Below are 19,078 nucleotides of genomic sequence, written 5' to 3'. Positions count from 1 at the left end.
GCGGAGGTTTTTGGTATGGTAAAGAAAGGAGCTGATATAGTTATAGAGACTTTAAAAGAGGAGGGCGTTGAGTACATATTCGGGCATCCCGGCGGTGCAATAATGGAGGTTTATGACGCTCTTTACAGAGATGGAACTATAAAACATATACTTACTAGACACGAACAAGGTGCAGGACATATGGCTGAAGGTTACGCAAAAGCCACTGGAAAGGTGGGAGTTGCCATGTCCACATCAGGTCCTGGTGCTACCAATTTAGTAACCGCTATAGCTGATGCATACATGGATTCAGTTCCTGTAGTTTTCATAACCGGACAGGTACCAACCCATCTTATAGGTAACGATGCCTTTCAAGAAGTGGATATAGTAGGCATAACAAGACCTATAACCAAACACAACTTCTTAGTAAAGAGGATAGAAGACCTACCTCTCATACTTCGGCAAGCTTTTTACATAGCTAAGACGGGTAGACCTGGACCAGTTTTGGTGGATATACCAAAAGATATAACACAAAAACTTTCCCAAGTGGAGATGCCTTCATTGGAAGAGGTTAAAAACTCACTACCCGGATACAAACCCCATGTGGAAGGAAATATACAGCAGATAAAGAAAGCCGTAAGACTAATAGCGGAGGCAAAAAGACCAGTTCTTTACGTTGGAGGTGGAGCAGTTCAAGCTGAGGCTCAGGCGGAGCTTTTAGAACTCGCCGAACTTATGAGTATACCCGTTACTACAACAAACATGGGTAAAGGCTCCTTTCCAGAGCTTCATCCCTTAGCTCTTCACATGCTCGGTATGCACGGTACATACTATGCAAATATGGCGGTTTATCACTCGGATCTTCTTATAGCTGTAGGTGCAAGATTTGATGATAGGGTAACTGGAAAGATAGAGGAGTTTGCACCTCAAGCTGCTATCATACACATAGACATAGATCCCGCTTCTATATCCAAAAACATAGTGGTGGATGTACCAATAGTAGGTGATGTAAAAGTGGTTCTCAGAAAGCTCATAGAGGAGATCAAAAAGGAAGGTATGAAAGTCCTCTTTCCCGAAGATAGGCAAAAGTGGATAGGACAAATAGAAAAGTGGAAAAAACTCCACCCACTGACTTACAGAAACTCAGATAAGGTGATAAAGCCACAGTATGTTATTGAAGAAATATGGAAGGTTACAAAGGGTGAGGCTATAATAGCTACTGGTGTAGGACAGCATCAAATGTGGGCTGCTATGTTCTATAAGTACTCCTACCCAAGACAGTTTATAAATTCCGGCGGATTAGGTACTATGGGTTTTGGTCTACCTGCAGGTATCGGAGCCAAGATAGGTAGACCGGAGAGAGAAGTTTTTGTAATAGACGGTGACGGCTCTTTCATGATGACTATGCAGGAGCTTGTGACCGCTGTGCAGTATCGTGTACCTGTAAAGATAGCTATAATAAATAATGGATACTTAGGTATGGTACGTCAGTGGCAGGAACTGTTTTACGAAAAGCGATACTCTGAAGTGGATCTGAGTGTACAACCGGATTTTGTAAAGCTTGCGGAAGCATGCGGTGCAGTAGGTTTCAGAGCAGAAAAGCCTTCTCAAGTGAGGGAAATACTTGAGGAAGCCATGAAGATACAGGATAGACCAGTTGTGTTAGATTTCCACGTAGATAGAGAGGAGAATGTGCTTCCCATGGTGCCTGCGGGTAAGTCTTACAAAGATATGATACTGGAAGATGGCAAAAAGGGTATTGAGGCTGATACTATGTACCTCGTAGGATAATGGAGGTTATAAAATGAGTGATACCATAGGAAAGTCTGATGTAACGACTGTAAAGGCACCGGCTTTAAGGGAGATTAAAAAGGGTACTGTCAGAAAACATATAATAACTCTGCTTGTAAGAAACGAGCTTGGTGTTCTTGCAAGAATAGCCACATTAATAGCTGGTAAAGGATACAACATTGAAGGTTTATCTGTAGGTGAGACACACGAGAGGGGTCTTTCCCGTATGACCATTGAGGTAATAGGTGATGATGTAGTGATAGATCAGGTGGTAAAACAACTGAGAAAGCTCATAGATACTATACGGGTGAGGGATCTTACCGATCTGCCACACATAGAGAGGGAGTTAGCCCTCGTAAAGATACACACATCAACGCCCAGAGCAAGGGACGAAGTACTGAGAATAACGGAGATATTCAGAGGAAGGATAGTGGATGTATCTCAAAGTACTTACACGGTTGAAATAACTGGTACGGAGGACAAAATAAACGCTTTTTTGGAACTCGTGAGACCTTTCGGTATAATGGAAATGGCAAGAACGGGGAAGGTGGCTTTAAGGAGGGAAATGGCAAGTAGCGAGGAGGACTAACATGGAGGTGGTTTCTTACGAAAAACCTTATGAAGAGGTAAAAGATACACCACTGGGCATTTTTGTATTTGAGGAAGACTTCGGAAACCTGCGGTACGTTGGTGCCTTTGCAGAAAAGATAGAGAATATATTGAAGGCTGAGAATTTCAAAGGGAAGGAGGACACGATTATAAAAATACCCTTGCTTGAAGATGATACGGTGAGAACCTTTTACATAATTGGTCTTGGCAAAAAAGACAAAGCAGGTTTTGACGAATATAGAAGAGCTGGAGCCATTTTCGTCAAAAGACTAAAAAAGGACAAAATTTTGTCAGCGTGTGCGTATGCTGGAGATAGATTAGATTACAAGAGGAGCAAAGCGATAGCGGAAGGTCTCCTTTTGGGAAATTACAGCTTTGAAAAATACAAAAGCAAAAAGGATGAGGAATATACCAGCGTGCAGAAGGTGAACCTTTATGGCGGGTACGAAGAAGGAATAAGGGTAGGTAAGATCTTTGCAGATGGGCAGATTTTCGCAAGGGATCTCGTAAATGAACCTGGCAATGTAATAAACCCTTTAACGCTCGCACAGATAGCTCAGGATCTGGCAAAGGAGTACGGTCTTGAGTGCAAGATATACGATGAAAAGCAGATACAGGAGATGGGTATGCACGCTTTATGGAGCGTTGGTAAGGGTTCTGCTACACCTCCAAGATTTATACACATCATTTATAAGCCTGAAGGCGAACCGAAGGATAAAATAGCCTTGGTGGGGAAGGGTCTCACCTTTGATAGTGGTGGACTAAATATAAAGACTGGTGAGTATATGAGAACCATGAAAATGGATAAATCGGGTGCATGCGCTGTGCTTGGTATTATGAAGGCACTCGCCTTGTTAAAACCGCAGGTAGAAGTCCATGGTATAATAGGCGCTGCGGAAAACATGCCCAGCGGTAGCGCATACAGACCCGATGACATAATAAGGACTATGAGCGGGAAAACCATTGAAGTAGATAATACCGACGCTGAAGGTAGGATTACCCTCGCCGACGCACTCCATTATGCTTCCAACTTGAAGCCTACATATATAATAGATATGGCAACACTTACGGGAGCTTGTATAGTTGCTCTTGGTGAGTACACAGCCGGACTCTTTACAAACGACGATGCTTTTGGAGATAAACTTTTGGAGATATCACGGGAAACTGGGGAGAGAATGTGGAAGCTTCCCATGGATGACAAAAAACTCAGAGAAAAACTCAAAAAGTCAGACGCGGATATCGTGAACACGGCGGGAAGATATGGAGGAGCCATAACTGCAGCTATGTTCCTTGAAGAGTTTGTGAGTGAAGGTATAAAGTGGGTTCACCTTGATATAGCAGGTCCAGCATACTTGAAAGAAGAATTCGGTTACTACTCTAAGGGAGCTACAGGCTTCGGGGTAAGAACCTGTCTTGAATATATTCTAAGCATAGACAAGGGGACGTAGCTCAGTGGGAGAGCGCCTGCATCGCAAGCAGGAGGTCGGGGGTTCAACTCCCCTCGTCTCCACTTTGAATCTTAGTATGAAGGAGCATCTGTTACATCTTCCACTAATGGAGAAGGCATATTATAATTCCTATATTTGAGCGGGTGTGGCGGAACTGGCAGACGCGCGGGACTCAGGATCCCGTGGAGGCAACTCCGTGAGGGTTCAACTCCCTCCACCCGCACTCATACTTACATCGCCAAACTTTGTTAATCTACTGACCATCACACTGCTGACAAAAACAACACCGGAGTGTTTGTTGAGGAAAGGCGTTATCCCCTCAAGCACAACCTCCACCAACTTCTCAGGCATTACAGATACTATCATAACCAGAGTATCCTCCTCATTGAAAAGTAGGTGACCTTCGTGAAAACCGTGACTTCCCTTACCAGATAAGTTATGTATTATGGTGTAGCCACTCACTCCTGCTCTTTCAAGAAGATCAATGACAAATTCTAAATCTTCGCCTTTTACTATAACTTCTACCTTTTTCATCTCGTAAAGGTTTATACTCTTCATACTTGCACCTCCATATTTTTTAGATATTCAATCCAAGCTCCTTGAGAGTATCTATAAAAAGCTTTTTCTTCTGGGTCAAAAATTACAACATTTATCCACTCGTTTTGCATAAGTTCCCTTATCTTTCTTATTCTATTTAAAATGCCTTTTGCAAACTCAAGAGGCGCTTCTATAACAAGTGTAAGCCTTACTGGTATGTGGAATGGTCTTCCTTCCTTCAACACCGTTTGAGATGGCAAGCCTATTCTCAGGTCGCTGAAATTTCCAGTCATAACGCCTATTCTTCCAACCACATTGTGATAAACCTTGCTACCGCTACCGTATGTCTCGTTATCCACTGTTGAAAAATAATATTCTGAATTTATCCATTGACCTACAATCGCTGGACCCGATAGTATATTCTCCAACAAGAAGCCTTTTCTATCAACGCTGTAATCGTAAGAGTGTAAAAATACCCTTCCACCAAAATCGGAAAGCTTTGTAATACTCCTCCTGCCTATTATGAAGGCGTAATTTCCGGAAAGACCCCATTCCGGTCTTACTTCCGACCAGTCGTATGCTTTTGTATACACTTCCTTCTCACTTTTTGCTTCTAAGGATATTGCTCTCTCTTGTGCTGTCAATCTTTTTACTTCCTCAAGGTCTTTTTTGATCCTGTCAAGAAGAGGTATATAGCGTGCAGGCATAAATTCAAGGTCATAAAGCGTAACCTCGTCGGTAGTTGTGTTGTGAACACCTGGGATAAATACTGTATCATCAGGTATATCAAGTCCATGCTTCTGAGCCATTATCCGTCTTACAGCAGGGTCGTTCGCCATGATGCAGAAAATTCTCGCATTGTATATTCCAGAAGATCCACCGCAGGCACCACAGTCCAGAGCAGACTCGTAAGGATTGTTTTCTGACCTGCTTTCGTGTCCAAGCACTAAAACGATAGGGGCAAAGTCCTTAACCAAACCTATGCTTTTGAGAGCTGTGGAGATAAGAAATGCCTGCTCTTCCTTTGTAAATCCTACACTCCTAAGTCTTTCTTTGAAAATCTCCACAAAGCCTCTGTCTACTCTGTACTTTTCTCTGAGTAATTTAACAACACTTTTGATATCTTCAGAGACTTCCTCTTCGTGGTTTAGACAAGCTTCAAACACTCTTTTAATAGTATTGTGGTCTATATTTTTCAAGCCAACTTCTTCTTTGAGCACATTACCTATGAGGTTTGCATAGTAGGTAAAAAGGATTTCTTCTATCTCCATTTCAGAAAGCTTATTTACTATTATGGAAGTTTTAGTGTGTGTATCCCATAAGGAGTCTTTAAATCTTAAGTACAGTTGAGGGAGGAAGGTTTTCCCTACAAAGTCAAAACCAAAAGCAAAACCCATCATTTCAACTGCAACGAAGGGCGCAAGTATATGGTCTTTTACGCCGTGCAGAACCTCACTTGCAGCCTCTGTCCTCTCTATACCCTTCTTGGTGTAAGGGACCTCAAAGGCTACATTTCTCGGCGTTACTATCACAGGGCATAGGAATTCTTCGTGACCCTTATCTAAATTTACCAAAGCCACAGGCACACCAAAAAAGCCTGCAATACCAAAGGTTTGATAGTTGCCTGCCTTCTCAAAGTGTCTTCTAAACCTTTCCGAACGAACGTCTATGCAAAAGAAGGCTTGTGCGAGAGGTTTTTCTTCACTCTTTTCTGTACTCAAAGACTTCACAAGTGTTTCAATATGAGTATCTTCAAGAGCTTTCAGATAAATATATCCCTCCTCCTTTTTAAATTTTTCGTAAACTTTCACAAGCTCCAGCACTTGACTGGAAGTAAGACTATCCACATCAATTCCCAACTTTTTGAGCCATTTTTGTAAAAAGAGGTGGTAGCTTTTTGCAAATATCTGAGCCTTCAGATTTACGTAATCCAAGATGCCATTTTCAGGATGGCGTAAGTATCTTTTGGAGTCTTCGGCTAATTGCGGTGGGCAGGTTTTTGTGCTGAACTGATACATAAGGTAAGCTCTGTATTCTTCCTTTCTTAAAAACTCCTCAAGTCCTAAGTAGGTAGGTTTGAAAGGTAGGTCTTTCTTAACTGCATCTATTACCGACTTAGCTATAAGGAGTCTTATGGCGGTATAATCCACCGTATCAACAGGATGAACCTTTTGCCAGTAGTAGTATTTATTTTGAGACCTCCACTTTATAAAACCTGCTATACCTTTTAGCCTTGAAAGTTCCAAGCTTATGTAGCCTTCCCAAAGAGATTCGGGCAGTTCAAAGGATTTCAGAACATGATCAATAGCTTCTTCCGGCTCTTCAAAAGCTTCTACCATAAGCTTGAGATTTCTTCCCGTCCAAAGGAGGAACCTGAGATTCTTTTTTGCCAATTCCCTCCATGCCTTGTATAAGCCCACAGTCCTTATAGGCATATCTATAGTAGACTGTCCCTCGTCCAAAAAATCAAAAGCGGTTTTTATCGTAAGCTCATCTATGGTTCTGTCCAAATCCTTTCCAGTAAGTTGTTTGATTATATCTTGGAGAGTGTGTTTTACACCTACGCTCAGAAAAAGCTCTCTACATACCTCTGAAGGGTTTTCCGTGAAGTGTTCGCACAGCTTAGTAAAGATATCCTCCCGGATCTTTCCCTTGTAAAGGAGGTTCAGAGCAGGACCGTTTAAATCATCAGAACTGAAAAGGACAAATAGTAAGTCCTCGTAAGGCAGATTTTCCTTTATCTCCAATGATGATAGGAAATTCTTTATGTGGTTTCTAAGAAAGTTTTCCTTTATGTATCCTTTTTTGTAAAGATACCTGTAGTCTTCCCTTCTGAGATAGCCCCTGCCTCCAAAGAGAAGCTCTCCATCCTTTACAGCTTCTTTAAAGTTTTTATGCTCAAACCCCCTGAGGGGATTACGAGTTATGAAGGTTCTCATGGGCCAAAAGTAGGCTATAGGCTCTGAAGCTATATTCACAAGCGATCTAATATAAAGTTTCCTGCCTTTTTCCATACTACTTCCTCCATAAGATATCTATGTAATAAATATCTTCTCTGGGTTTGCCGTAAAGCAATCTGCACAATGAGTTTGTAATTGCAACTCCAAACAAGAACCATCCTAAAATGAGAAGGAGTAGTGGTAATACAGATACCTTCAAAAGAGCCTCAAAAAGTGTGTAAAAGGTGGGCATAGGTGGTATAAGGCAGGCGTATAGGGATACAAGTATCAGAAGGAGTGAAAAGATGGGCATCTTTTCTATAAAACCACCTGCGTATTCAAAACTTGCATTTCCGAAGACTTTCTTAAGATAAATGCTGAGTAAGTATACAAAAAGCGAAGCTATAGCGGTTATAATAAAATGTTCTTTCCCTACTATCCACACCATACTCACAAGTGCGGGATAAAGCTCGGCGGTCATATCCTTAAAAGTCTGGCTTGATATAGCCCTAAGTGAGTGTAAAAACATCGTAAAACCAGCAAGAGCATAGAAGAAGCCCCAAGAGGGTATATCAAAAACTTGAAGGGTAATAAAGCCCATCGTAAGAATTAGAGGGTACAGTCCATAGTTTCTGATCAGGTAAGAGGTCAAGAGACTAATAGGGAATATGGGAACAAAAAGCGCAAGAAGGATTACCTCAAAGGGAAAGCCCTTAGAGATGTTTCCTACGGAGTAAAAGGCATACATAGGCATTGCGCCAATAGTCGCCACAGAAACAGCACGCGCCAACTTATGAAAGCTCTCGCCCACAAGCCTGTATATATCCGGGAAGTAGAGTTCCCTTGATAGATGAGCATAAAGGCTTAAATGAAGTCTGATAGGTTTTTCCTTGTCGGCATAATATATGAGTACCCAACCTGAAAGAACGAGTATTAAACTGAGAATAATGCCAGCGAAGAATACTGGAATATTGGAAAAAGCCCTTTCAAAAATCATAGTTTGAAGGTTTTCGTAAGGATATATCCATGTTTGCAAAAGTTGTCCAGCAAGAACATACACGCTTAAAAGAGCAAGGAGGGAAATAGCACCCGCAAAAGCTGTAAGAAAAGGCTTTTCCCTGCCAACTTTAAAAAGGTTAAGTAATATCTGGGCTGAGGTTACCCACCCAAAGAAAAGAAGAACAAGCGGAGCTTTGTATTTGAAGATATCCTTTTCAAAAGCGAAATGGGTAATAAGCACTAGAAGGAGTGGCACAAACACAGTTATAATGATGTAAAGAATCACAGGTATCTCTTTGTGATGAATTTCCTTTTTTACCAAAGCATCGTACACTTCATCCCTTGGAATGTTTGTATCTTTCCTCGCTTCGTGTATGACTCCTCCCGAAGATAAAAAGAGCGTTGCCTTGAATATGCCGTGCGTTATCATGTGATACACCGCAAGGGCAAAAGCACCAACACCTATCTCCATCATCATGTATCCCATCTGCCCTACGGTAGAGTATCCGAGAGCTTTCTTTACATCATTTTGCATAAGCATAAGCATAGAGCCCAGTATGGCTGTCACTATCCCCACAAGGAAAGATATGCTAAGTCCGTACTGGTCGTGTGGAAACAGAAAAGAAAACCTGTTTACCAAAAAGGCTCCGGCGTTTACGATACCTGCGTGCATTATGGCAGAAACAGGGGTAGGTCCCTCCATACTATAAACGAGCCAGAAATGGAAAGGGATCTGAGCGGACTTTATTAAGGCACTAAGCACGACAAGTAAGGTTACGATCCACAGTTCCTGTACTGGCGTTCTTTGTGTAATTTCAAGAAGCTCACTAATACTAAAGGTACCGTAGAGTTTGTAAAGTATAAGTATTGCTAAGAGAAGAGGAATGTCGGCAAGCCGGTGAGTAAATAGAGCGGTCTTTCCAAAATATATAGCTTCGTACCTCTTATGATTGTGAGTTAAAAGTAAATAGAGTATTACCCCCATCAGGTGCCAGGAAGTGAAAAGCAAAAGTGTATTATCTGAAAGCACAAGGAGGAGAAGGACAAAGGTCAAAAGGTCAAGCAATACAAAGAACCTCTTAAAACCTGTCTCATCCTTCATATAGTTAATTGAGTATTTGTGAATTACTAAACTAACAAACAGTATGTAAGCTGTGAGCAAGCTACCAAGTCCATCAAACCTCAACAGGTGTATATGTACCTCACCTTTTGCAGAAAAAAGAACGTACAAACTTATCAAAAAGGAAACACCCACAAATAGAGTACTCAATCTTGCGTAACGCTTTCCATTAACAAAGGGTGAAAACAATATACTCAAAAAAGAAGTTAATAATACAGCATACTCAAACATCTTCTTCCTCCTTGACCTTGCTTACTCAGTTGGAAGAACTTACGATCACCACAAAAGATTTACCTTCATAGTCGGGTATAGTATAGCTCATATCTATACTACCAAAAGCGTAATTAACAACAACTGGAGCCGGAGATTCCCTCAGCCTTACTATACCCTTTGCCCTTATTACATCTTTTGATAGACTCTCTATAAACTGCATAAAATTTTCGTACTCTATAGGTTCTTCAAAGTAACGTATCTCCTGCTTAAGATTGTGTTCGTGAGATTCTTCTTCTTTGATGGAAATTCTTTCTTTCAGTGTAAAAATGCCCTCAAACACCTCAGGTGGGAGTTTGCCGTGAGTGGTTCTGTAGAGTCTAAAATCTTTAAAGATTGGCTCACCTGTAAAGAAGTTCTTAAGTCTGTAGAAATGCCACAGATTGATGACTTCCTTTTCTATATTTTTTAAGATCTCACCTTCCACAAGATCCGTCTTGTTGATAACAAGCACGTTAGAGCTTCCTATCTGGTGTCTTGCAGTGCTTTCCTTACTGTATTTTTCAAAGTTAAAAGCATCTATGAGACATAAAACACCTTCAACTGTACAACCAAGGCTTTGCAGACTTATTATTACGGGAAAGGGTTCTGCTCCACCTGAGGTTTCAACAAAAAGTAGTTCAGGATCGTACTTTTGTTTTATCTCGGAAAGGGCTTTTTCAAACTCGGAATGCAAAGTACAGCATATGCATCCTTCTGGAAGCTCTATAACTTCGGAATAAGCGTTTTTAAGTATCTTACCGTCCACCCCTATCTGTCCAAACTCATTCACTATCAATGCCACCCTTCTTCCAGAGAAGAACTCTCTCACAGAATTCAAAAGAAGTGTAGTCTTTCCACTTCCCAAGTAGCCCGTAATTACGAAGGCTGGAAGCATTAGCTACTCTCCTCCGTATTCTACCGAGTCTATCTCCTCCATGAACTGCTGGATTTGAAAGGATACAAAATTAGCCAAATCCTTTACATCCTTTTCCCAATACTCTGGGTCTATGTCTATTTCCTTCTCATACACATCGTGCCCTTCTATTACATATTTCACCTTTATGTATGGATACTTTCTAACCTCACAACCTTCATCTACATCGTTGGGAAAGCACTGTTCAATGTCAAGGTCTGGGTTCACCATATCTCTCTTTATCTCTTCAGTCAGTTGCTTAAATTTCTCCTCTACCATACTTAATCTCCCGCGGTCATCATAACCATCTGTATGCAGTTCCTTTTGAGTAAGTCCGAGCAAACATATACGCATATGGCACAGCCTTTACACCTTGAGTAATTAACCCATGCCACATGCTTTGAATCATGATACATCAAAGTGTTCGGCTCAGGACAGAAAAGCACACACTGCTTGCAGTTATACTTGGCACAATCCATTTCGTTTACATCCGCAACATAGTACATACCTCAGATAACCTCCTGAAATAAAATTAAACCGTATAAGCTTCCTCTTCCACCCAGCCCCTTTCTTCGGCTATCCTGAAGGCTTCCCTTATCACCTGCATGTTCTTTTCCAGAAGCTCCATCTTCTTCTTGAACTTCTTCTCTATGGCACTATCCAGAGCCGTAGTTCCACCAGAAGCCACAAAGGTGTTTCCTAAAAACCTTTCTCTTACCGCCTGCTCTATATGGTCAAAGCCTACAAGCCTAGTTATGCCAAAAAACAGTCCTATCATTGCCATGTTTGTGGCAAGCTCCGTTCCCGCAATATCAAGGGCAAGCTTTGTGGCTGGGAACATATAAACCTTGGTATTAAGCTCGTTGAGGATTTTCCAATCTTCCTCGGGAATTATATCAATGTCTGTGTTTATTATAACCGTCCCTTCTTCCTTAAGTCCAGAGTAAAAGGGCATGGTGTAAGACTTTCCGTGAGTGATGACCTGAGGGTGGTAAATCATGATAACATTCGGATAGACCACTTCACCCACCTCATATATGGGCTGGTCTGAAACCCTCACATAGGCTTCCACCGGTGCCATCCTCTTTTCAGAACCGAAGAAGGGAACAAGGGTAGCATATTTGCCTGCTGCGGACATGGCATTTCCTAAGATGTGGGCGGAGGTGACCACCCCCTGCCCACCAACGCCGGCTATTCTAATGTTATACCTCTTCATGCCTTAACCTCCTCCGGCTTTCTCTCTATCTCTTCAAAGAACTCTTTCACTTCGTCCGTCATCCACTCGTAAAAGCCAAAGTCCTGCTTTTCTCTTTTTCTTGCATCCTCAAGCACCTTTTCTGTGGGTATGGAGTATTCAATGTTGCAGGAGGTATAAGCATGTATGAAGGTGGGACCGAAGTGCCTTGCGGCGAGTATAGCCCTTCTTATGGTTTTGGCTATCCTCTTGGGATTTGTGGGAGCCAGCTTTGCCACATAGACACAGCCGGCGGTCTTTGCCAGCTCCACCGCGTTTATCTTGTCAAACTGTTTTCCTTTCGGTGCCATCTTTAACTGCACACCTTTAGGAGACATACCGCTCTCCTGCCCTCCTGTGTTTCCGTAGACTTCGTTGTCCACCATTATGGTGGTGAATTTCTCACGCCTGAACCAGGAGTGCATGGTCATACCAAAGCCTATGTCTATAAGACCACCATCCCCTGCTATAACCACAACATCCTTGACCTTATCGGGGAACCTAATGGTTAAAGCCCTCTTTAGACCGGAAGCCACCGCGTTGGTATCTCCGTAATTTCCGTATATGAAGGGAACCGCCGCCTGAGATAGAGCAAGCCTTGCGCATCCTGCTGTGCCTATAACAATGGTGTCTTCTGGGTTAGGAAGTGCTGCGTAGAAGACCCTTATGAAGTATGCCATGAAACAGCCTGCGCACATGGGATGCTCTTCTACAAGCTCTTTGAACTGTCCGAGCATCTGCACATCTATCTGCTTGCCAAACTGCCCATACTGGACTAAATCCACATAGTCCTTCGGCATGTATTTTTCAAAACCTGGTGAAATCCTTACATACTCCAAGCCCATGATAGAACCTCCTTTAAGTTTTTATACAACTACCTTCTTTTCCTTCTTTATACCAAAGGCGGAATAAACCTTTTCCATGATAAGCTCCACAGGTAGGGTCATACCACCATATACCCTTGGACCACCGATTACCTTGTGGTTGTCGGGTATGGTAGCCTTTACTTCCTTTGCAAGCCAGCCTACAATGTTGTGCTCTGGCACTATGACCGCCTTTGCCTTGGAAAGCACTTCTCTTATTTCTTTTTCGGGGAAGGGTCTTATGGACTTGACCTTTACAAGTCCCACGTTCAGACCTTCCAGCTGGGCATACCGAACCGCTTCCCTTCCTTGAGCTGCTGCACATCCGGAAGCCACTACAAAAACCTCCGCATCTGGATTTACCACTTCTATAGGTCCTCCAAGGTACTTGTATATATATTTCATAGCCCTCACATTTGAAGACCAAACCTCCTGTTGCCAGACTGCGTGTATAAGGTAACTCATAAAGTTAGACTTCTGAACGGGGGCATCCCTCTGAATCCTTGCGGGCGGTATCTCACAGTCGGTGGGAGGCACGGGCGCCTTGTAGGGGTCTCTGGGCGGGAGCTTCATGTCTTCAGGCGTCATATTCACATAGCCTTTCGCGTGAGTTACGAAAAAGCCCTCCGTGCATACAGCTATGGGTATATACACATCCACCTTTTCAGATATGACAAAGCTGGCAAGGGTAAAGTCAAAAACATCTTGCTGGTTTTCCGCATGAAGAACCACCATTCCACAGTTAAGCAGGTATGCTATCTCCACATTGTCTGGCTGTATGGAAAGGGGTGCATTCACAACCCTTGTTAAAACACCAAGAACCGCAGGTATTCTATGACCGGGCCAAGAGGCTATAGCTTCAATACCTCTAAGCAGTCCTGGTCCTGAGGTGGCAGAAAAGGCTCTTGCTCCGCCCCTTACCGCACCCGCTATGGCAGACATGGCACCGTATTCTTCTTCTGCTCTATAATAGTCTTTTAAATAGCCCTGAGCCCATATATCTCCTACAAGGTGCATCACTTCAGACTGGGGTGTGATGGGATAGGCTATGGCTATATCCACATTGGCACGTTTTACCGCTTCTGCCATAGCTTGGGCTCCCGTTATAAACTTTCTCTCTCTTGGTGCTTCTAAAAGAAGCCAATCTGCATCTACAACCTTTTGTTCCGGCATGATACTACCTCCAACTTTTATTCACTTTCTGTGACATGCTCACCCCTTCTGGGTATGAGCAGATAAGAGTACTCTCCGTAGTCAAGGACGGAAAGGGTTTGATATTCTTCTTTTGGCAGTGATGGATTTTCAGGTGGAAGCTTTGGCTCCCACTTTATTCCAAGCTCTTCCCTTACCTTAACTAAAACGTCCTTAAACTTCCTTATCTCTTCAGCATGCGCATCCCTTATGGACACCATGGCGTCCTCGTGTCCCATCTCCGCACACAGGGCTATGGTAAAGCAGTTCGTTCCTGCTCTTATCATTCTTAAGGATAGGTTTGCATAGTGACAATGAATCCCCACGAATATAGCCGCTTCTATCTTGTTGTGAAGTATGGTAAGGTTTGGATGGTTCGGGTTTATTTCCGCCTCCGGGTCTATTTTTGGATATTTGGGTCTGTAGTCGGGCATGGGTATTATCCTGCAATTGGGGATTTCCATAGCGAGTTCAAGCACTGCCTTAGCTTTTTCCATGGCGCCGGCGTTCCAGCCCCAGAGTATTAGAGGACCGGGGAATATGGTGGGGTTTCTACGAGTGAGCATCGCCTTTGCCGCTTCTCGCATAGCAATCTCTTCATCAACTATCTTTCCATAGAGAAGCGCCTTGCCGGGAGGTGGTAATTCCACACCCTCAAAAGCTGGCGGTGTGGGTATATAACCTGCCGGTCCTGGAACTACTTCCATAGGCATTCTTTACCTCCTTGCTTTTGGATTATCAAAAAATTAGCATGTACTAAAGGGTTGTCAAGTGGAAAACTTATGATATTTATCGTAATGATTTATATCTGGTAAAATATTACTTACTTTTTAAATTATTCTCTGTTAGGAGGTAACTTATGGCATTTGATTTGACCATCAAGATTGGTGGCGAAGGTGGTGAAGGTGTCATCTCAGCAGGAGATTTTTTAACAGAGTCTGCAGCGAGGGCTGGTTACTATGTGGTTAACTTTAAGAGCTTTCCAGCCGAGATAAAGGGTGGATATGCTCAATCCACAGTGAGATTTTCAGATAAGAAGCTTTATACAACTGGAGATGGCTTTGATATACTCTGCTGTTTTAACGGAGAGGCTTACGAATTCAACAGAAAACACTTAAAACCCGGTACCGTATTGGTTTACGATTCTTCAGATTTTGAACCTGAAAAGCACGAAGGTGTTATTGTGTATCCTGTCCCTCTCTCTTACCTCGCAAAGGATGTAATGAAGGCATATATAACTAAGAACGTAATAGCCTTAGGAGTGCTTTGCGGATTGTTTGACATACCTATTGAGTCCATAAAGGATTCTATAAAGGCAAAGTTTTTCAGGAAAGGGCAACAATTGGTGGAACTTAATTATAAGGCTTTGGAGACAGGGGTAAATTATGTCAAAGAGAACTTAAAGAAAATAGATGGGTATACTTTCCCACCTTCAAAAGAACCTAAGGACGTGGTGATAATGGAAGGCAATCAAGCCATAGCCAAGGGTGCCGTGGTGGCAGGTTGCAAGTTTTATGCAGCTTATCCAATAACACCAGCTACCACCGTAGGAAATTACATAGTTGAAGACCTCATAAAAGTTGGGGGATGGCTGTATCAGGCTGAAGACGAAATAGCATCTTTGGGTATGGCTTTGGGAGCTTCTTTTGCAGGTATGAAGGCTATGACCGCCACCTCTGGTCCTGGTCTTTGTCTCATGACTGAGTTCCTATCTTACGCGGGTATGACTGAGCTTCCCATAGTGATAGTGGATGTGCAGAGGGTTGGACCTGCGACAGGTATGCCTACAAAGCATGAGCAAGGGGATCTTTACCACGCTGTATATTCGGGACACGGTGAGATACCGAGAGCTGTACTTGCACCCACAAATGTAGAAGAAAGTTTTCACCTCACCGTGGAAGCTTTCAACTTAGCAGAAAAGTATCAGATACCCGTTATAGTGCTTACAGATGCATCACTTTCTTTAAGGGCGGAAGCTTTCCCTACACCGCAGGTAAAAGATATAAAGGTTATAGATAGATGGGTTTACAGCTTAGAGGAAGACAGAGAAGGTAAATTCAGAAAGGCTGGAAGGTTTTTAAGGTATGCTCTGTTTACTGAAGATGGTATAACACCTATGGGTATCCCTGGAGATCCGAATGCCATACATGCCATAACAGGGCTTGAACGTCAGGAAAATTCAGACCCAAGAAACAGACCCGATATAAGAACTTGGCAGATGGAAAAGAGGTTCAAAAAGATGAAGAAACTTTTGGATGAGGACGCAGAAAGATTTTATGAAATTGACACACCCTTTGAAAAGGCTGATATAGGCATCATATCGTGGGGTCTTACCGCATCCGCTACAAAAGAGGCGGTTGAAAGGTTGAGGAGCAAAGGCAGGAGGATTAATGCTATGTATCCAAAGCTACTTTGGCCTGTACGAACAGACATAGTTGAGAACTTTGCAAAGAAATGTGAAAGGATAGTAATGCCAGAAAGTAACTGGAGCGGTCAGCTTGCCACAATATTGAAAGCCGAAGCACATATAAGACCAATAAGTTACTGCATTTACAGAGGGGAACCCTTTATACCCAAAGAAATAGAGGAGTTTTTGGAGTATCTACTTGAAAATCCTCACATTGAAGAAGGCAGATTAACACCTGCGGATCTGTATGGTGAGAAAGCCTACGGACTAATTTAAAGGAGGTGAATTATGTTGGAAGTACATCTGAGACCTGCAGACTACAAAAGCGATGTAGAACCCACTTGGTGTTCTGGGTGTGGTGATTTTGGCGTGGTGGCAGCTTTGACAAGAGCTTATTCGGAACTTGGTTTGAAACCAGAAAACATAGTCTCAGTCTCTGGTATAGGGTGTTCTTCAAGGCTTCCGCTTTTTGTTAAAAACTACTCGGTACACTCCTTGCACGGAAGAGCGATCCCTATAGCTATAGGTATTAAGTTGGCAAGACCCGATCTCACAGTGATAGTAGAAACCGGTGACGGAGATCTATTTTCCATTGGTGCTGGGCATAATCCTCACGCAGCTCGTAGAAACATAGATATAACTGTCATATGTATGGATAATCAGGTTTACGGTCTAACGAAAAACCAGATATCACCTACGTCAAGGGAGGGACTTTACGGTTCTCTCACCCCATACGGTTCTATTGATAGACCTGTAAATCCTATAGCTACTATGCTTTCTTATGGTGCTACTTTTGTCGCTCAGACCTACGCTGGGAACTTAAAACATATGACGGAGATAATAAAGCAGGCTATAATGCATAAGGGATTTTCTTTTGTAAACGTAATATCACCATGTCCCACTTTCAACAAGGTGGATACCTTTCAGTATTATAAAGGGAAAGTGAAAGACATCAACGAGCAAGGACACGATCCATCAGACTACAGAAAAGCTCTTGATCTTGCCTTTCATGATCTGGATCACTATTACGACCCGAATGCCCCGGTGCCTATAGGTGTATTTTACAAAGTACAGATGGAAACATACGAAGATAGAATGATGTCTGTAAAAAGGCGATACAAACCTGTGGAAGATGTGCAAACTATTATAGATGTGTGCAAACCTAAGGCTATATGAATTACGAAGATCTGGACCTTTCGTTTAGGGAGTTTGAGAGCCTGATTTTACAAAAGGGAAGTTTTAGAGCCTCTACACTTACCTGCGCCAGATTCACAAAATGTACGCTTATAGATGTTGACTTTTCAGAAGCCTTTTTAGGTGAGGTCGTCTTTCAGGACTGCCTGCTTGATAAATGCATTTTTAACTATGCAAATCTGCAGAGAGCTAAATTTATAAGGTGCAGCCTCACCAACTCATCCTTTTCCAGAGCTTTCATGGGACAGGCGAGTTTTATGGGATGCTTTATAGAGAAGTGTGATCTTTCGGTTTGTCAGATACCTGACGGAGAGTTTATAAATACACAGATACTTAGCTCCTCTTTCGAAAACTCATATGTAAGGTCATCCACTTTTGAAAATACACTATTGAAAGACGTTGATGTATCATATGCCGATCTCAGAAAGGTAAGTTTCAGAAATACCACTTTTGACAACATAAAAGACGAGGGATCCATCTTTTACGGTAAAAAACCATGGGGTGGGGAGAACCCTCCATCATCATGGAACGAATTTGAGAGCTATGGTTTTGATTGATCTTCCTTAATCTTTCCCTCTTTTAGTTTCTCATACCTTGGAATTACCCTTTTGTAAAGGGCATTGGCTAAGAATACGATTATTAAAAGTAGAGGAATACCTATTAAAAACATCGCAAAGATCAGTTTTACCAGAAAAAGAAGCCATGCCAAAAGGTTATCCATCTTTCACCACCAAATTAAGGAGTTTATTCTTAACATAGACGATCCTCTTTAGCTCTTTGCCGTCCAAGAGCTTACTGACTTTTTCGTTTGAAAGGGCTATGGATTTTACAGTTTCCTCACTTGCTTCTACGGGAATCTTTATATGCGCTCTTAGTTTCCCGTTTATCTGTACCGGGATCTCAAGTTCTTCTATCTTTATAACTTCCTCGTCGGGCTGAGGGAAAGGATAAAAAGCCATTGATTTTTTTTGTCCTAGCCTGCTCCATAGCTCATCACATATATGGGGAGTGATCGGATAAAGCATGAAGAGAATGATCTCAATACTTTCCCTCAAAGCTTTGAAATCGCTTTCTTGCTTTGGATCAAAGTCCTGAAGCGTATTCATCAGCTCCATTATGCTGGCGATAGCTGTATTAAAGGACAGATCTTCCATATCGGAAAGATACTTTTTCAGAGTCTGGTGTGTTCTTCTCCTTATTTCCTTCGCGCTGCCATCAAGACCTGAAAGCTCATCTTTTGTGTAATTCACATGTGCAATATCTTCAAGGTATTTATGAAAATAGTTCCAGAGTCTTCTCAAAAATCTGTAAGCTCCTTGTACACCCTCATCCGTCCATTCAAAATCCTTCTCTACAGGACCCGCAAAGAGAATGTATAGTCTTATGGTATCAGCACCGTAAGCTTTTATAGCTTCTTCCGGGTCCACAGTGTTGGCTTTGGATTTGGACATCTTAGCAGGTTCGCCTATTTGATCTTCTAACTCTTTCACAAATCGCTCGTCATACATACCGAGTTTTTCAAGAAGAAATCTGAAGTTATCCCCAACGGAAAGGTTATGCTCCTTCAGAAATTCTCCGATCTTCATAACTCTATTTTACCAC

General features: G+C 42.4%; 18 protein-coding genes and 2 tRNA genes. 8 read left to right on the top strand and 12 right to left on the bottom strand.

What is annotated here, in order from left to right; all coding sequences use genetic code 11:
• Window positions 1-15 precede the first annotated feature (15 nt).
• The 5 genes from ilvB (at window position 16) to ABWK04_08810 (ending at window position 4,050) form a co-directional block, all read left to right on the top strand.
• Entirely contained in the window at window positions 16-1,770 is a 1,755-nt protein-coding gene (gene ilvB, locus ABWK04_08830; protein MEZ0361976.1) for a biosynthetic-type acetolactate synthase large subunit, read from the top strand.
• 13 nt (window positions 1,771-1,783) lie between these two features.
• Window positions 1,784-2,359 carry an acetolactate synthase small subunit gene (gene ilvN, locus ABWK04_08825; protein ID MEZ0361975.1) on the top strand — a complete coding sequence of 192 codons (576 nt, stop codon included), beginning with the start codon at window positions 1,784-1,786 and terminating at the stop codon, window positions 2,357-2,359.
• Between the two features lies 1 nt (window position 2,360).
• Window positions 2,361-3,827, top strand: coding sequence for a leucyl aminopeptidase (locus ABWK04_08820; GenBank protein MEZ0361974.1), 1,467 nt, complete (start codon window positions 2,361-2,363; stop codon window positions 3,825-3,827).
• Window positions 3,818-3,889: transfer RNA gene (locus ABWK04_08815), tRNA-Ala, on the top strand. Before ABWK04_08820 ends, ABWK04_08815 begins: the two co-directional genes overlap by 10 nt.
• Window positions 3,890-3,966: 77 nt before the next feature.
• A tRNA-Leu gene (locus ABWK04_08810) sits at window positions 3,967-4,050 on the top strand.
• Here the strand turns inward: ABWK04_08810 and ABWK04_08805 are convergent.
• Genes ABWK04_08805 through ABWK04_08760 form a run of 10 tightly spaced genes read right to left on the bottom strand, consistent with a single transcriptional unit; the run spans window position 4,032 to window position 14,588 of the window.
• Window positions 4,032-4,385 carry a DUF190 domain-containing protein gene (locus tag ABWK04_08805; protein ID MEZ0361973.1) on the bottom strand — a complete coding sequence of 118 codons (354 nt, stop codon included), beginning with the start codon at window positions 4,383-4,385 and terminating at the stop codon, window positions 4,032-4,034. The two genes, ABWK04_08810 and ABWK04_08805, sit on opposite strands and share 19 nt — an antisense overlap.
• Window positions 4,382-7,378, bottom strand: a complete 2,997-nt coding sequence (locus ABWK04_08800; protein MEZ0361972.1) for a DUF2309 domain-containing protein — start codon at window positions 7,376-7,378, stop codon at window positions 4,382-4,384. The genes ABWK04_08805 and ABWK04_08800 overlap by 4 nt, the downstream gene beginning before the upstream one ends.
• Window position 7,379: 1 nt before the next feature.
• On the bottom strand, window positions 7,380-9,653 hold the full coding sequence (locus ABWK04_08795) for a proton-conducting transporter membrane subunit (protein MEZ0361971.1): 2,274 nt from the start codon (window positions 9,651-9,653) through the stop codon (window positions 7,380-7,382).
• A 25-nt stretch (window positions 9,654-9,678) separates the two neighbouring features.
• Window positions 9,679-10,569 (bottom strand): CobW family GTP-binding protein, encoded by an 891-nt coding sequence (locus ABWK04_08790; protein ID MEZ0361970.1) that lies wholly within the window; start codon window positions 10,567-10,569, stop codon window positions 9,679-9,681.
• A gap of 3 nt (window positions 10,570-10,572) precedes the next feature.
• The gene (locus ABWK04_08785) at window positions 10,573-10,866 is read right to left on the bottom strand and encodes a hypothetical protein (protein MEZ0361969.1); all 294 of its coding nucleotides are present in this window, start codon (window positions 10,864-10,866) and stop codon (window positions 10,573-10,575) included.
• A gap of 2 nt (window positions 10,867-10,868) precedes the next feature.
• Window positions 10,869-11,093, bottom strand: a complete 225-nt coding sequence (locus ABWK04_08780; protein MEZ0361968.1) for a ferredoxin oxidoreductase — start codon at window positions 11,091-11,093, stop codon at window positions 10,869-10,871.
• 26 nt (window positions 11,094-11,119) lie between these two features.
• Window positions 11,120-11,803, bottom strand: coding sequence for a 2-oxoacid:acceptor oxidoreductase family protein (locus tag ABWK04_08775; GenBank protein MEZ0361967.1), 684 nt, complete (start codon window positions 11,801-11,803; stop codon window positions 11,120-11,122).
• A complete protein-coding gene (locus ABWK04_08770; protein ID MEZ0361966.1) occupies window positions 11,800-12,666 on the bottom strand; it encodes a thiamine pyrophosphate-dependent enzyme in 867 nt (288 codons plus the stop codon). Before ABWK04_08770 ends, ABWK04_08775 begins: the two co-directional genes overlap by 4 nt.
• 21 nt (window positions 12,667-12,687) lie before the next feature.
• Window positions 12,688-13,857, bottom strand: coding sequence for a transketolase C-terminal domain-containing protein (locus tag ABWK04_08765; GenBank protein MEZ0361965.1), 1,170 nt, complete (start codon window positions 13,855-13,857; stop codon window positions 12,688-12,690).
• A gap of 17 nt (window positions 13,858-13,874) precedes the next feature.
• The gene (locus ABWK04_08760; GenBank protein ID MEZ0361964.1) at window positions 13,875-14,588 is read right to left on the bottom strand and encodes a carbon monoxide dehydrogenase beta subunit family protein; all 714 of its coding nucleotides are present in this window, start codon (window positions 14,586-14,588) and stop codon (window positions 13,875-13,877) included.
• Between the two features lie 146 nt (window positions 14,589-14,734).
• Between ABWK04_08760 and ABWK04_08755 the strand changes: the two genes are divergently transcribed.
• From ABWK04_08755 to ABWK04_08745, 3 genes are read left to right on the top strand one after another with little or no spacing between them, the layout of a single operon-like run.
• On the top strand, window positions 14,735-16,558 hold the full coding sequence (locus tag ABWK04_08755; protein ID MEZ0361963.1) for a 2-oxoacid:acceptor oxidoreductase subunit alpha: 1,824 nt from the start codon (window positions 14,735-14,737) through the stop codon (window positions 16,556-16,558).
• A gap of 12 nt (window positions 16,559-16,570) precedes the next feature.
• Window positions 16,571-17,458 carry a 2-oxoacid:ferredoxin oxidoreductase subunit beta gene (locus ABWK04_08750; GenBank protein ID MEZ0361962.1) on the top strand — a complete coding sequence of 296 codons (888 nt, stop codon included), beginning with the start codon at window positions 16,571-16,573 and terminating at the stop codon, window positions 17,456-17,458.
• Window positions 17,455-18,033, top strand: coding sequence for a pentapeptide repeat-containing protein (locus ABWK04_08745; GenBank protein MEZ0361961.1), 579 nt, complete (start codon window positions 17,455-17,457; stop codon window positions 18,031-18,033). The genes ABWK04_08750 and ABWK04_08745 overlap by 4 nt, the downstream gene beginning before the upstream one ends.
• Here ABWK04_08745 and ABWK04_08740 read toward each other — a convergent pair.
• Both ABWK04_08740 and ABWK04_08735 read right to left on the bottom strand, forming a co-directional pair.
• A complete protein-coding gene (locus ABWK04_08740; GenBank protein MEZ0361960.1) occupies window positions 18,018-18,197 on the bottom strand; it encodes a hypothetical protein in 180 nt (59 codons plus the stop codon). The genes ABWK04_08745 and ABWK04_08740 overlap by 16 nt on opposite strands.
• Window positions 18,190-19,062, bottom strand: coding sequence for a class I tRNA ligase family protein (locus tag ABWK04_08735; protein MEZ0361959.1), 873 nt, complete (start codon window positions 19,060-19,062; stop codon window positions 18,190-18,192). Before ABWK04_08735 ends, ABWK04_08740 begins: the two co-directional genes overlap by 8 nt.
• Between the last annotated feature and the right edge of the window lie 16 nt (window positions 19,063-19,078).

This window comes from Hydrogenobacter sp., from assembly GCA_041287335.1.
Lineage (GTDB): Bacteria > Aquificota > Aquificia > Aquificales > Aquificaceae > Hydrogenobacter.
The sequence above is the reverse complement of the archived record's forward strand: the minus strand, read 5'-3'. Positions and strand labels throughout refer to the sequence as shown.